13 protein-coding genes are annotated in these 13,284 nt (G+C 56.8%); 9 read left to right on the plus strand and 4 right to left on the minus strand.

What is annotated here, in order from left to right:
* Nucleotides 1-275 precede the first annotated feature (275 nt).
* The 5 genes from malK to ubiA all read left to right on the plus strand — a co-directional run bounded on the left by malK (nucleotide 276) and on the right by ubiA (nucleotide 5,427).
* On the plus strand, nucleotides 276-1,385 hold the full coding sequence (gene malK / locus IM317_RS21730) for a maltose/maltodextrin ABC transporter ATP-binding protein MalK (RefSeq protein WP_023310005.1): 1,110 nt from the start codon (nucleotides 276-278) through the stop codon (nucleotides 1,383-1,385).
* A 71-nt stretch (nucleotides 1,386-1,456) separates the two neighbouring features.
* Nucleotides 1,457-2,800, plus strand: coding sequence for a maltoporin (locus IM317_RS21735; protein WP_033144385.1), 1,344 nt, complete (start codon nucleotides 1,457-1,459; stop codon nucleotides 2,798-2,800).
* A gap of 113 nt (nucleotides 2,801-2,913) precedes the next feature.
* Complete coding sequence (gene malM / locus IM317_RS21740; RefSeq protein WP_033144386.1) at nucleotides 2,914-3,867, plus strand: maltose operon protein MalM; 954 nt, start codon at nucleotides 2,914-2,916, stop codon at nucleotides 3,865-3,867.
* 180 nt (nucleotides 3,868-4,047) lie between these two features.
* Nucleotides 4,048-4,545, plus strand: coding sequence for a chorismate lyase (gene ubiC, locus IM317_RS21745; RefSeq protein WP_023334136.1), 498 nt, complete (start codon nucleotides 4,048-4,050; stop codon nucleotides 4,543-4,545).
* Between the two features lie 12 nt (nucleotides 4,546-4,557).
* Nucleotides 4,558-5,427, plus strand: a complete 870-nt coding sequence (gene ubiA, locus IM317_RS21750; protein ID WP_033144387.1) for a 4-hydroxybenzoate octaprenyltransferase — start codon at nucleotides 4,558-4,560, stop codon at nucleotides 5,425-5,427.
* Between the two features lie 87 nt (nucleotides 5,428-5,514).
* On the opposite strand, the gene zntA is transcribed toward ubiA, so the two are convergent.
* Nucleotides 5,515-7,686, minus strand: coding sequence for a Zn(II)/Cd(II)/Pb(II) translocating P-type ATPase ZntA (gene zntA / locus IM317_RS21755; protein WP_033144388.1), 2,172 nt, complete (start codon nucleotides 7,684-7,686; stop codon nucleotides 5,515-5,517).
* A gap of 76 nt (nucleotides 7,687-7,762) precedes the next feature.
* Complete coding sequence (locus tag IM317_RS21760; protein WP_029741976.1) at nucleotides 7,763-8,389, minus strand: lysoplasmalogenase; 627 nt, start codon at nucleotides 8,387-8,389, stop codon at nucleotides 7,763-7,765.
* Between the two features lie 129 nt (nucleotides 8,390-8,518).
* Here IM317_RS21760 and IM317_RS21765 point away from each other — a divergent pair, with 129 nt between their 5' ends.
* A complete protein-coding gene (locus tag IM317_RS21765; protein ID WP_033144389.1) occupies nucleotides 8,519-8,875 on the plus strand; it encodes a DUF2500 domain-containing protein in 357 nt (118 codons plus the stop codon).
* A 60-nt stretch (nucleotides 8,876-8,935) separates the two neighbouring features.
* On the opposite strand, the gene IM317_RS21770 is transcribed toward IM317_RS21765, so the two are convergent.
* Together IM317_RS21770 and rsmD are read right to left on the minus strand one after the other, a co-directional pair.
* The gene (locus IM317_RS21770; RefSeq protein ID WP_010436509.1) at nucleotides 8,936-9,217 is read right to left on the minus strand and encodes a DUF1145 family protein; all 282 of its coding nucleotides are present in this window, start codon (nucleotides 9,215-9,217) and stop codon (nucleotides 8,936-8,938) included.
* The gene (gene rsmD, locus IM317_RS21775) at nucleotides 9,201-9,803 is read right to left on the minus strand and encodes a 16S rRNA (guanine(966)-N(2))-methyltransferase (protein ID WP_023334140.1); all 603 of its coding nucleotides are present in this window, start codon (nucleotides 9,801-9,803) and stop codon (nucleotides 9,201-9,203) included. The genes IM317_RS21770 and rsmD overlap by 17 nt, the downstream gene beginning before the upstream one ends.
* Nucleotides 9,804-9,930: 127 nt before the next feature.
* Between rsmD and ftsY the strand changes: the two genes are divergently transcribed.
* From ftsY to ftsX, 3 genes are read left to right on the plus strand one after another with little or no spacing between them, the layout of a single operon-like run.
* On the plus strand, nucleotides 9,931-11,391 hold the full coding sequence (gene ftsY / locus IM317_RS21780) for a signal recognition particle-docking protein FtsY (protein WP_033144390.1): 1,461 nt from the start codon (nucleotides 9,931-9,933) through the stop codon (nucleotides 11,389-11,391).
* A gap of 2 nt (nucleotides 11,392-11,393) precedes the next feature.
* On the plus strand, nucleotides 11,394-12,059 hold the full coding sequence (gene ftsE / locus IM317_RS21785; protein WP_025758973.1) for a cell division ATP-binding protein FtsE: 666 nt from the start codon (nucleotides 11,394-11,396) through the stop codon (nucleotides 12,057-12,059).
* Entirely contained in the window at nucleotides 12,052-13,107 is a 1,056-nt protein-coding gene (ftsX, locus tag IM317_RS21790; RefSeq protein WP_032662628.1) for a permease-like cell division protein FtsX, read from the plus strand. The genes ftsE and ftsX overlap by 8 nt, the downstream gene beginning before the upstream one ends.
* Nucleotides 13,108-13,284 lie beyond the last annotated feature (177 nt).

Consider the following 13,284-nt stretch of genomic DNA (forward strand, 5'->3'; position numbering starts at 1 on the left):
CCCCTACGCCCCACCCCCCGTTTGTGTGATCTCCGTTGCATAAATTTAAGTTATGAGTGCTGGCGCACATAAAAACCCACCGAATTTTGCAGGCGGCTTCACGAATTTTGCCTCAGCCCGCCCACGGCGGTCGCAGAGCCTGCTCCCTCATCCTCCCGCCTCCTCCCCCATAAAAAAGGCGGGGGGTGGAGGATTCGGGAAAGTAATGGATACCCCATAGTGAACTTATCTTGAATGTTTCTGTCGGTGACAGGTTGTAACGAAGGGAGAAGGGCATGGCGAGCGTACAGCTGCGTAATGTAACGAAAGCCTGGGGTGACGTTGTGGTGTCGAAAGACATCAATCTGGACATCAACGAAGGCGAATTCGTGGTGTTTGTTGGCCCATCAGGCTGTGGTAAATCTACTCTGCTGCGTATGATTGCCGGTCTTGAAACGATTACCAGCGGCGACCTGCTGATTGGTGATACCCGAATGAACGACATCCCGCCTGCCGAACGTGGCGTCGGTATGGTGTTCCAGTCTTATGCACTCTATCCACACCTTTCCGTTGCCGAAAATATGTCCTTCGGCCTGAAGCTGGCCGGCGCGAAGAAAGAGGTCATTAACCAGCGCGTGACGCAGGTGGCGGAAGTGTTACAGCTGGCCCACCTGCTGGAGCGTAAACCAAAAGCGCTTTCCGGTGGTCAGCGTCAGCGTGTGGCGATTGGCCGTACGCTGGTGGCCGAACCGCGCGTGTTCCTGCTCGATGAACCTCTTTCTAACCTGGATGCCGCCCTGCGCGTCCAGATGCGTATTGAAATCTCCCGTCTGCACAAGCGTCTTGGCCGCACGATGATTTACGTCACCCACGATCAGGTGGAAGCGATGACCCTCGCCGACAAAATCGTGGTGCTGGATGCCGGCCGCGTGGCGCAGGTGGGTAAACCGCTGGAGCTGTATCACTACCCGGCAGACCGCTTTGTTGCGGGCTTTATTGGCTCGCCAAAGATGAACTTCCTGCCCGTCAAAGTGACCGCGACAGCCATTGAACAGGTACAGGTGGAGCTGCCAAACCGCCAGCAGGTCTGGCTGCCGGTCGACAGCGCCAACGTACAGGTCGGGGCAAACATGTCCCTCGGTATTCGTCCTGAGCACCTGCTGCCGAGCCACATCGCTGATGTGACCCTGGAAGGTGACGTTCAGGTCGTCGAACAGCTTGGTCACGAAACACAGATTCATATCCAGATCCCCGCCATCCGTCAGAACCTGGTCTACCGCCAGAACGACGTGGTGTTGGTAGAAGAGGGTGCCACATTCGCTATCGGCTTGCCGCCAGAGCGTTGCCATCTGTTCCGTGAGGATGGCACTGCATGTCGTCGGTTGCACAAAGAGCCAGGCGTTTAAGCAATCCCAAAAGAAGACACGAAACCGACAGGTGAAGTGTTCAAAGAAAAGCAATGATCTCAGGAGATAGAATGATGATTACTCTGCGCAAACTTCCTCTGGCAGTTGCCGTCGCAGCGGGCGTAATGTCTGCTCAGGCAATGGCCGTGGATTTCCATGGTTATGCTCGTTCCGGTATCGGCTGGACGGGTAGTGGTGGTCAACAACAATGCTTCCAGGCAACCGGTGCTCAAAGTAAATACCGTCTCGGTAACGAATGTGAAACCTACGCTGAACTGAAACTGGGCCAGGAAGTGTGGAAAGAGGGCGATAAAAGCTTCTATTTTGACACCAACGTAGCTTATTCAGTTAACCAGGAAAACGACTGGGAAGCCACCAGCCCGGCGTTCCGTGAAGCAAACGTGCAGGGTAAAAACCTGATTGAATGGTTGCCAGGTTCTACTATTTGGGCCGGTAAGCGCTTCTATCAGCGTCATGACGTCCACATGATCGACTTCTACTACTGGGATATTTCAGGGCCTGGTGCTGGTCTTGAAAACATCGATCTAGGTTTCGGTAAACTGTCTTTAGCCGCGACACGCTCCACTGAAACAGGCGGCTCTGCTACCTTTGGTAGCGATAGCATTTATGATTACAACCAAAAAACGGCGAACGATGTTTTCGATGTTCGTTTAGCTCAGATGGAAATCAACCCAGGGGGTACACTGGAACTGGGCGTTGACTACGGTCGTGCTAACCCACGTGATGATTATCGTTTGGTTGACGGCGCGTCTAAAGATGGTTGGATGTTCACTGCCGAACATACCCAGAGCATGCTGAAGGGCTATAACAAATTTGTGGTTCAGTATGCCACCGATTCAATGACTGCTCAGGGTAAAGGCCTGTCTCAAGGTTCTGGTGTAGGTATCGATCCTAACTCACATTTTGCCTATGACATCAACAATAACGGTAGCCTGCTGCGTATCCTGGATCATGGTGCAATCTCTTTGGGCGATCGTTGGGACCTGATGTACGTTGGTATGTATCAGGATATCGACTGGGATAATAACAACGGCACCAAGTGGTGGACCGTGGGCGTTCGTCCAATGTTCAAATGGACGCCAATCATGAGCACCTTGCTGGAAGTTGGCTACGACAACGTCAAATCACAGGAAACTGGCGAAACCAACAACCAGTACAAAATCACCCTGGCGCAACAGTGGCAGGCAGGTGACAGCATCTGGTCACGTCCAGCAATTCGCGTCTTCGCAACCTATGCCAAGTGGGATGAAAAATGGGGCTACGACTACACCGGTAACCCTTCCAACAACGCGAACTTTGGTAAAGCAGTCAAAGATGGCTTTAACGGTGGTTCCTTCGGTCGTGGCGACAACGACGAGTGGTCCTTCGGCGCCCAGATGGAAATCTGGTGGTAATCCCGTCTTAACCTGACGTAATGACCAAACTGAGGGGCGCAAGCCCCTCAATCCTTGGGACGGCGCGCTATTGCCTGGCTACCGCTGAACCTGTGCATTTTGAGGTGATAACAATGAAAATGAACAAAACTCTCCTTGCCCTTTGTTTAACCGCAGGGCTGCTGGCAAGCGCGCCTGCTGTAACGCTCGCTAACGTCAATTTCGTTCCGCAAAACACAACATCCGCGCCAGCCATTCCGACAGCGGCATTGCAACAGCTTGTCTGGACCCCTGTCGATCAGTCTAAAACCCAGACCACCCAGCTCTCAACGGCTGGTCAGTCACTTAATGTTCCGGGTATTACCGGCCCTGTCGCTGCGTATAGCGTACCCGCCAATATTGGTGAACTGGCCATTACCTTGACCAGTGAAGTTAATAAGCAGACGAGTGTATTTGCACCAAACGTGTTAATTCTCGATCAGAACATGACGCCATCTGCCTTTTTCCCAAGTGAATACTTTACGTATCAGGAGCCCGGCGTGATGAGCGCCGACCGTCTGGAAGGCGTCATGCGCCTTACGCCAGCGCTGGGCCAGCAAAAACTCTACGTCCTGGTCTTTACCACTGAGCAAGATCTTCAGAAGACCACCACGTTGCTCGATCCGGCTAAAGCCTACGCAAAAGGTACCGGTAACGCGATTCCTGATATTCCAGACCCGATTGCTCGTCACGTCACCGACGGAACGTTAAAGCTGAAGGTGAAAACGAACAGCGGTTCAAGCGTGCTGGTCGGCCCGCTGTTTGGCTCTTCCGGTTCCGGCCCTGTCACTGTAGGTAACACAGCTGCTCCTGCCTATACCGCGCCAGCTGCCACGGCAGCCGCACCGGTAGCGACCGCAGCGCCTGCCCCGGTGAAGAAAGCCGAGCCGGTACTGAACGACACCGAAGAGTACTTCAACAACGCCATTAAGCAGGCGGTGAAGCGCGGCGATGTCGATAAAGCGCTGAAACTGCTTGATGAAGCCGAACGTTTAGGTTCAACCACTGCCCGTTCCACCTTTATCAGCAGTGTAAAAGGCAAGGGGTAACCGTTTCCCCACAGTGCTGATTTGTTAGTAGTTTGGTGCGCCTGAGTGGGCGCACTTTTTTTCGTAGCCGCCAGGCTGTTGCGCCCATGTTGCGATCGTGATCGTTAAATAACGTTTGGCCCCCCTCAATCCGTGTTTCTGCGATACAATGCCATTACGTTATGTATCGGAGAGTCTGGCATGTCACACCCTGCGCTAACGCAACTGCGTGCGCTGCGCTATTTCGACCAAATACCTGCGCTTGATCCGCAGCAACTGGACTGGTTGTTGCTGGAAGATTCCATGACGAAACGTTTTGAGCAACAGGGTAAAACGGTCACGGTGACCCTGATTCAGGAAGGGTTTGTCTCTGGCGATGAGATCGCCAGCGAGCTGCCGCTGCTGCCGCAAGAGCCACGCTACTGGCTGCGCGAAATTTTACTCTGCGCTGATGGTGAGCCGTGGCTTGCCGGGCGGACGGTGGTGCCCGAGTCCACCCTTTCCGGGCCAGAGCTGGCGCTGCAACGTCTGGGGAAAACGCCTCTGGGGCGTTACCTTTTTACCTCGTCTGAGCTTACCCGGGATTTTATTGAGATTGGTCGTGATGCCGAACTCTGGGGGCGTCGTTCCCGCCTTCGCCTGAGCGGTAAACCGTTAATTCTGACGGAGCTTTTTTTACCGGCATCACCGTTGTACTAAGAGGAAGAAAAAATGGAGTGGAGCCTGACGCAGAATAAGCTGTTGGCGTATCACCGCTTAATGCGTACCGATAAACCCATTGGCGCGTTACTGCTGCTGTGGCCGACCCTGTGGGCGCTGTGGCTCGCCACGCCGGGCGTGCCGCCGCTGTGGATCCTGGCTGTGTTCGTTGCCGGCGTCTGGCTGATGCGTGCGGCTGGCTGCGTGGTGAATGACTATGCCGATCGTAAATTCGACGGTCATGTTAAGCGTACTGCCGGTCGTCCGTTACCCAGCGGGCAGGTCACCGGGAAAGAAGCCCGCGTGCTGTTCATTGTGCTGGTGCTGCTCTCTTTCATGCTGGTGCTGACCCTCAACACCATGACCATTCTGCTTTCCGTTGCGGCGCTGGCGTTGGCCTGGGTGTATCCGTTTATGAAGCGCTATACCCACCTGCCTCAGGTGGTGCTGGGCGCGGCGTTTGGCTGGTCGATTCCGATGGCGTTTGCGGCGGTTAGTGAGTCCTTACCGCTCAGCTGCTGGCTGATGTTCCTGGCGAATATTCTCTGGGCCGTGGCGTATGACACGCAATACGCGATGGTAGACCGCGACGATGACCTGAAAATTGGCATCAAATCCACCGCCATCCTCTTTGGTCGTCAGGACAAGCTGATTATCGGCATCCTGCAGGTCGCGGTACTGGCGCTGATGGTTGCGATCGGCCGCCTGAACGGGCTGAACTGGGAGTTTTACTGGTCCGTGCTGGTGGCGGGACTGCTGTTTGCGTACCAGCAAAAGCTGATTGCGAAGCGTGAACGTGACGCCTGTTTTAAAGCGTTTATGAACAACAACTACGTCGGTCTGGTGCTGTTTTTAGGCCTGGCGATGAGCTATGTCTTATAAAAAAGTCGGGTGGCGGCTTCGCCTTACCCGACCTACGAGTTAGCAGGACATCTAGGCCCGGTAAGCGTTAGCGCCACCGGGCTTTTTTTATCGCCGACGCAGCAGCCGGAGCGCGTTCGCCGTCACCAGCACCGTTGCCCCGGTATCCGCCAGCACCGCCAGCCACAGTCCGGTCATGCCGAGCAGGGTCGTCACGAGGAAAATCCCTTTCAGACCGAGCGCAATGCCGATGTTCTGACGGATGTTGGCCCGCGTCGCCCGCGCCAGGCTAATCATCTGCGCCAGCCCGGTCAGGCGGTTGTGCGTCAATGCCGCGTCGGCCGTTTCCAGTGCCACGTCGGTCCCGCTGCCCATCGCAATACCAATGGTGGACGCTTTCATCGCCGGGGCGTCGTTAATCCCGTCACCGACCATTGCCAGCGGCCCGCGAGCGTTCAGTTCCGTCACGGCGCTGACCTTATCCGCAGGCAACAATCCGGCTTTAAACTCCAGCCCCAGCTCACCGGCAATCGCTGCCGCCGCGCGAGGGTTATCACCGGTGAGTATAATGCCCTGCACGCCCAGCTTGTGCAGCGCCGCTACGGCTTCTTTGGCGTCATCGCGCAGGGTATCGCGCAGCGCCAGCATTCCCTTCGCGACACCGTCCTGCAGGACGGTCACGACGGTTTGTCCGGTCTGTTCTAACGCCTCAACCTCTGGACTGGAAGACTTGCCTGCCGCGACAATCAGCACATTTTTACCGTCAACGGTGGCCTCAATCCCTGACCCGACCAGCGCCCGCTGGGCGGTTGCCGGAGGGATGTTCAGCCCGCGCGACTGCGCTTCTCGCACAATCGCCTGCGCCAGCGGGTGAGTGGACCCCTGTTCAACGGCGGCGGCCAGTGTAAGCAGCTCATCTTCACTGGTTTCCTGAGGATACACGCCGGTCACCTGCGGCTTGCCCACGGTCAGCGTACCGGTTTTATCGAAGGCGATATGCTGAACCTGGCTCAGCTGCTCCAGCGCCGCGCCGCCCTTAATCAGCGCGCCGCGCCGCGCCGCCGCCGCCAGACCTGAGGTAATCGCCGCCGGGGTGGAAATCACCAGCGCGCACGGGCAGCCAATCAGCAGCAGCGTCAGCCCTTTATAAATCCAGCCCTCCCACGGGGCGCCAAAGAACAGCGGCGGGACGACGGTGACCAGCAGGGCAACCAGCATGATGGCAGGGGTATAAATCCGACTGAAGCGATCGATAAAGCGTTCGACCGGCGCGCGGCGCTCTTCGGCCTCTTCAATCAGCTTCAGGATACGGTCGATGGCGCTGTCGCCCGGCTCGGAAAGCACGGTGAGCTGCACCAGACGGTCGACGCTGGTGGCGCCAGCAGGCACTTTTTCACCCGCGGCGCGCTCTACCGGAATGGATTCCCCGGTCAGGGCGCTTTCATCAAAGCTCGCGGTGGCGGTAAGCAGCGCGCCGTCTGCGGGCAGACGCCCCCCTGCGGCCACCTCAATCACGTCGCCCGGGCGCAGCGTATTGATGGCGACCGTTTCACGCGTGCCGTTTATCACGCGAGTGGCGGTTTCCGGCTTCAGCGCCATCAGCGCGCTGACCCCTTTACGCGCGCGGCTCGCCGCCCAGCCCTCAAGGCGTTCGCCGATTAAGAACAGCAGCAGCACCATCGCCGCTTCTGCCGTCGCGCCAATGAACAGCGCGCCGATCGCCGCCACGCTCATCAGCGTTTCGATTGCAAACCAGCTGCCGCTTTTCATCAGGCGAAGCGCCTGACGGGCAATCGGGAACAGCCCGACCAGCGTGGTGGCGATAAACGCCAGATTGCCGAACGGATGGTTAATCTGCTCCAGACCCCAGCTCAGGGCCATCATGATGATGAGGGTAATGAGCGGCAGGTTTTCTTTCAGGGAGGAGGCTTTTTCAACGGGCGCCGTTTCGCTACGCAGGGTATAGCCCGCCTTGCTGACGGCGGCTTCAACCTGTTTGCTGACGTCGCTATCGGCGCTGACCAGCAGCTTTTCGGTGGCGAACAGCACCTGAACGTGACTCACGCCCGGCACCTGCTTGACGGCGTTTTCCACCTTGCGGGCGCAGGCCGCGCAGTCCATGCCGTTGACGACCCAGCTGTAGCGGTTGCCGCTTTCAGGAAGGGGTTGAGCTTGCGTTTTGCACGCGCCTTCGCAGCAGCAGTCGTCTTTCGACGGAGCCGGGCTGAGCTTAAGTGCCGAGAATTGAGGAACTTTTTTAGGTATTTCTGGAGTCGACATGGCAGTCTCCGGCAATGATAATTTTCTCATTAACCGCAGCATACACTCTGGAGTCGACTCCAGAGTCAAGCGCTATTTAGATATACAGCGAACGCACAATCAGGAAATGCCCGGCAAAGTAACACGCGGAGGCTATCGCGTTATCCGCCCGGAAGCGGCGGCGATAGTGGCTGCCCAGCCAGACGACATTCCCGATCAGCAGCAGCGCGGCGCCGAAGAACGCGGACATCGCCGGAGCGGTCGGACGGAAGAACCACAGTTCGCCCGCCAGCCACACCATCACCAGCGTCATGGCGATAAACGTACAGACCGGCAAACGCATCTCTTCCAGACGCGACCAGATCACCGCAATCAGCAGGGCGCCAATCACCAGCAGCACCAGCGGCAGCGGCCAGAAGAAGGAGAGCGTCATCTGGCTGGCAAAGTAGATGGTATACAGCAGATGGGAGAGGAAGAACGCCCCAACGGCGTACAGCAGGCGCTGGCGCGGCAGCAGGGTTAAGGCATCGCCAATCAGGGATGCACACAGCCCGGCGAGCACCAGATAGCTGACGGCGTTAAACATCGGCGCTTGCCAGGCCAGCAGCAGCAGGAGCAACAGCGTGACCGGTTTAAACAACCAGCGCTGCCAGGTGGGACCGCGGTACGATGCATCGACATAAAGCCATGCGGAAAAACAGACAGCGATAAATGACCAAAGCATATTAACTCCCTGTATCTGTTAAGTCTGAATAATCAGTTTCTGATCCAGTGTAGTGACGCGGGCGGGCGTTTGGCAATGGCGGGGGAGGCAAGGTATCCTGAATTCCGCAAAATCTGATGGGATTGTCGAATGAGCAAGATGCCGCTTTTTTTCATTATCGTGGTGGCGATTATCGTCATTGCCGCCTCGTTCCGTTTCGTGCAGCAGCGCCGCGAGAAGGCGGATAACGATGCCGCACCGCTGATGCAAAAGCGCGTGGTGGTGACGAACAAGCGTGAGAAGCCCCTCAACGACCGCCGCTCGCGCCAGCAGCAGGTGACGCCTGCGGGCACAGCAATGCGCTATGAAGCGAGCTTTAGGCCGGAAGCAGGCGGCCTGGAGATAACCTTCCGCCTGGAGGCGCAGCAGTACCATCAGCTGACGGTGGGGGAGAAAGGGACGTTGAGCTACAAAGGGACGCGGTTTGAAGGATTCAGGACGGAATAATGCACGAACGGTCCCCTCTCCCCGTGGGAGAGGGTTAGGGTGAGGGCATCAGGCCGCGCCTTACTTCTTCACCTGCGCCTTAAACTTCTTCATCCACACCAGCAGTTCAAACACGCCGAAAATAAACACGCGCAGCTGCTGCCAGCCCGTCATCTGCGGGCCGTCTTTCGGCAGGCCGTTTTTCAGCATCACCATCTGCAGGGCGTGCATAAACGACGTGAAAATCAGCGCGACGTTAACGAAAATATTCATCGGGCGCGGGAAGGGGTGTACCAGGTTGAGAATTAAAAACGCCCAGACGCCCAGCATCAGCAAACGTCCCAGGTTAATCAGTACCGGCATCGGATCCTCCTTGTGCCTGACGGTGATAAAGACGGTAAGCGACCTGGCCTGCGACCTTTTCGCGGTGCAGATCCCAGTGAGTGGGAACCGGCGGCAGACCGTTTTCCACTTCGCTTTCAACGTAAATTAGCGCGTCATCCGCCAGCCAGCCGTTTTGCTCAAGCAGGGATAACGTCTCTTCCAGCAGCCCCTTGCGGAACGGCGGATCGACAAACACCACGTTATGCGGCGTGCCTTTCTGCGCAAGAAAACTCAGCGTGTTGGTGTTCACGACTTTAGCGTTGCTCGCTTTCAGCGTCGCCAGATTTTGCTGCAGCGTCTGCGCAACGCCGCGCTCCATCTCCAGCAGCGTGGCGCTGGCGGCATAGCGCGACAGCGCTTCCAGGCCGAGCGCGCCGCTTCCGGCGAAGCAGTCCAGGCAGTGGGCGTCTACCATTGACGGGGCCAGCCAGTTAAACAGCGTCTCGCGCACGCGGTCGGTAGTAGGACGTAAACCGGGGCTGTCCGGCACCGGTAATTTCCGGCCTCGCCACTGACCGCCGATAATACGAATTTGACCGGCCGGGGCGCGGTTGGGTTTCTTCATCTCAGGAAAGCTCTGTTAACAATTGGCCTGCGATTGCGGGCGGTGATGTCAATTAAGTAAAGTGTTAGACTATTTCATCATTTTTTTAGCTTCCATGTATATAGCGCCGCGAGGAGTGTAGTCGCAGATGGCAAAACAAAAAAAACGTGGCTTCTTTTCCTGGCTGGGCTTCGGTGAAAAAGAGCAAGAAACAGAACAGAAAACCGAAGAGCAACAAGCCGTTGAAGAGCAGTCACAGCCTGAAACGCCTGTAGAAACCGCCGCGGTTGTCGAAGCGGAAGAAACGGCGCACAGCAAAGAAGAGATTGAAACCTTTGCACAAGAGGTGGTTGAGGTCACGGAACAGGTTCAGGAGAGCGAGAAGCCAGAACCGGTTATCGTTGAGGATATTACCGAAACGCCACAGGCCGTTATCGAGCACGAAGAGCTGCCGCTGCCGGAAGAGGTGAAAGCCGAAGAGGTTTCTGCCGAAGAGTGGCTGGCGGAAGCGGAAACCGTTGAAATTGTTGAGGCGGTGGAAGAAGAAGCGGCACTCGAGCCAGAGCTGACCGACGAAGAGCTGGAAGCCCAGGCGCTGGCGGCAGAAGCCGCGGAAGAGGCGGTCATCGTCGTGCCGGTGGAAGAACAGCCGGAAGAAGAGAGCGTACAGGAGCAGGAAAAACCGACCAAAGAAGGTTTCTTCGCGCGCCTGAAGCGCAGCCTGCTCAAAACCAAAGAAAACTTAGGTTCCGGATTTATCAGTCTGTTCCGCGGCAAGAAGATCGACGACGATCTCTTTGAAGAGCTGGAAGAACAGCTGCTGATTGCGGACGTCGGCGTGGAAACCACCCGTAAGATCATCGCCAATCTGACCGAAGGGGCGAGCCGCAAACAGCTGCGCGACGCCGAAGCGCTGTACGGCCTGCTGAAAGACGAGATGGGTGAAATTCTCGCAAAAGTTGACGAACCGCTTAATATTGAAGGCAAAACGCCATTTGTTATTCTGATGGTTGGCGTGAACGGCGTGGGTAAAACTACCACCATCGGCAAGCTGGCGCGTCAGTTCGAACAGCAGGGCAAATCGGTTATGCTGGCGGCGGGCGATACCTTCCGCGCGGCAGCGGTTGAGCAGCTGCAGGTTTGGGGCCAGCGCAACAACATTCCGGTGATTGCCCAGCATACCGGCGCGGATTCCGCGTCCGTGATCTTCGATGCCATCCAGGCGGCGAAGGCGCGCAACGTGGACGTGCTGATTGCCGATACCGCAGGGCGTTTGCAGAACAAATCGCACCTGATGGAAGAGTTGAAGAAAATCGTTCGCGTCATGAAGAAGCTGGACGAAGACGCGCCGCATGAAATTATGCTGACCATTGATGCCAGCACCGGACAGAACGCCATCAGCCAGGCGAAGCTGTTCAATGAAGCGGTAGGACTGACGGGGATCGCGCTGACCAAGCTGGACGGCACCGCGAAAGGCGGGGTGATCTTCTCCGTGGCCGACCAGTTCGGTATTCCTATCCGTTACATCGGTGTGGGCGAGCGTATTGAGGATTTGCGTCCGTTTAAAGCGGACGACTTTATTGAGGCATTATTTGCCCGAGAGGACTAACAATGATTCGCTTTGAACACGTCAGCAAGGCCTATCTCGGTGGGAGACAAGCGCTGCAGGGGGTAACATTCCACCTGCAGCCGGGCGAGATGGCATTCCTGACCGGCCATTCCGGCGCGGGGAAAAGTACCCTGCTCAAGCTTATCTGTGGGATCGAGCGGCCAAGCGCCGGGAAAATCTTTTTCGGCGGCCATGAGATCAGCCGCCTGAAAAACCGCGAAGTGCCGTTCCTGCGTCGTCAGATCGGCATGATTTTCCAGGATCACCACCTGCTGATGGATCGCACCGTTTTCGATAACGTGGCCATCCCGCTGATTATTGCCGGCGCCAGCTATGACGATATCCGCCGCCGCGTCTCTGCGGCGCTGGATAAGGTCGGGCTGCTGGACAAAGCGAAGAACTTCCCGATCCAGCTCTCCGGCGGTGAACAGCAGCGCGTGGGCATCGCCCGCGCGGTGGTGAACAAGCCTGCCGTACTGCTGGCGGATGAACCAACCGGTAACCTGGACGATGCCCTGTCCGAAGGGATTTTGCGTCTGTTTGAGGAATTCAACCGCGTAGGAGTCACCGTATTGATGGCCACGCACGACATCGGGCTCATTTCCCGTCGTTCGTACCGCATGCTGACCCTGAGCGACGGGCATTTGCACGGAGGCCACGGTGAATAAGCGTGATGCAATAAACCAGATTCGGCAGTTCGGAAACCGGTTTGACCGTTTCCGTAAGCCGCAGGGCGGTGGTGACGGCAATCGTAATGCGCCGAAGCGCCAGAAGGCCGCGCCAAAACCGGCCTCCCGTAAAACCAACGTGTTTAACGAGCAGGTGCGCTACGCCTTCCACGGCGCGCTGCAGGACCTGAAAAGCAAACCGCTGGCGACGTTCCTGACGGTGATGGTGATCGCCATCTCCCTGACGCTGCCAAGCGTCTGCTATATGGTCTATAAAAACGTCAACCAGGCGGCCTCACAGTATTATCCGTCCCCGCAGATCACGGTCTATATGGATAAAGCGCTCGACGATAACGCCGCGGCACAGGTGGTTGGGCAAATCCAGGCCGAGCAGGGCGTGGAGAAGGTCAACTATCTCTCCCGTGAAGACGCGCTGGGCGAGTTCCGTAACTGGTCTGGCTTTGGCGGCGCGCTGGATATGCTCGAAGAGAACCCGCTGCCCGCCGTTGCGGTGGTGATCCCGAAGCTGGATTTCCAGGGGACCGATTCGCTTAACACCCTGCGCGATCGCATCACGCGCATTAAGGGCATTGATGAAGTACGCATGGACGACAGCTGGTTTGCGCGCCTTGCTGCCCTGACCGGGCTGGTAGGACGCGTCGCGGCGATGATTGGCGTGCTGATGGTGGCGGCGGTCTTCCTCGTCATCGGTAACAGCGTGCGCCTGAGCATCTTTGCCCGTCGCGATACCATTAACGTGCAGAAACTGATTGGTGCGACGGATGGTTTCATCCTCCGACCGTTCCTTTACGGTGGCGCATTGCTCGGTTTTTCCGGTGCATTTCTTTCACTGATATTGTCAGAAATTTTGGTGATGCGGCTCTCTTCTGCCGTGACTGAAGTGGCGCAGGTTTTCGGAACCAAGTTTGATATCAGCGGGTTAGGCTTCGATGAGTGCCTGTTGCTGCTGCTGGTTTGTTCGATGATTGGGTGGGTGGCAGCCTGGCTGGCAACCGTTCAACATTTACGTCACTTTACTCCCGACTAATAAAAGCGTGATATAATCTTTCCCTGCACCGAGATGCTCGCTCTGCAGGGAAAGCGTCCCTGTTGTCGCTTCCCCTGTTATCATCTTCATGTCACAATTTGTGCGTAATTTATTCACCGTTGCACCTGGAACTTGTGGATAAAATCACTGTCTGATAAAAGAGTGAATGCTAATCTC

This window comes from Enterobacter cloacae complex sp. S3, assembly GCF_014930495.1.
GTDB lineage: Bacteria > Pseudomonadota > Gammaproteobacteria > Enterobacterales > Enterobacteriaceae > Enterobacter > Enterobacter asburiae_B.

Bases quoted from the DNA above. Each gene is read 5' to 3' on its own strand.
- rsmD (WP_023334140.1), bottom strand. From the start codon at position 9,803: ATGAAGAAACCCAACCGCGCCCCGGCCGGTCAAATTCGTATTATCGGC.
- malM (WP_033144386.1), top strand. From the start codon at position 2,914: ATGAAAATGAACAAAACTCTCCTTGCCCTTTGTTTAACCGCAGGGCTG.
- zntA (WP_033144388.1), bottom strand. From the start codon at position 7,686: ATGTCGACTCCAGAAATACCTAAAAAAGTTCCTCAATTCTCGGCACTT.
- IM317_RS21765 (WP_033144389.1), top strand. From the start codon at position 8,519: ATGAGCAAGATGCCGCTTTTTTTCATTATCGTGGTGGCGATTATCGTC.
- ftsY (WP_033144390.1), top strand. From the start codon at position 9,931: ATGGCAAAACAAAAAAAACGTGGCTTCTTTTCCTGGCTGGGCTTCGGT.
- IM317_RS21770 (WP_010436509.1), bottom strand. From the start codon at position 9,217: ATGCCGGTACTGATTAACCTGGGACGTTTGCTGATGCTGGGCGTCTGG.
- IM317_RS21735 (WP_033144385.1), top strand. From the start codon at position 1,457: ATGATGATTACTCTGCGCAAACTTCCTCTGGCAGTTGCCGTCGCAGCG.
- ubiA (WP_033144387.1), top strand. From the start codon at position 4,558: ATGGAGTGGAGCCTGACGCAGAATAAGCTGTTGGCGTATCACCGCTTA.
- ubiC (WP_023334136.1), top strand. From the start codon at position 4,048: ATGTCACACCCTGCGCTAACGCAACTGCGTGCGCTGCGCTATTTCGAC.
- IM317_RS21760 (WP_029741976.1), bottom strand. From the start codon at position 8,389: ATGCTTTGGTCATTTATCGCTGTCTGTTTTTCCGCATGGCTTTATGTC.
- malK (WP_023310005.1), top strand. From the start codon at position 276: ATGGCGAGCGTACAGCTGCGTAATGTAACGAAAGCCTGGGGTGACGTT.
- ftsE (WP_025758973.1), top strand. From the start codon at position 11,394: ATGATTCGCTTTGAACACGTCAGCAAGGCCTATCTCGGTGGGAGACAA.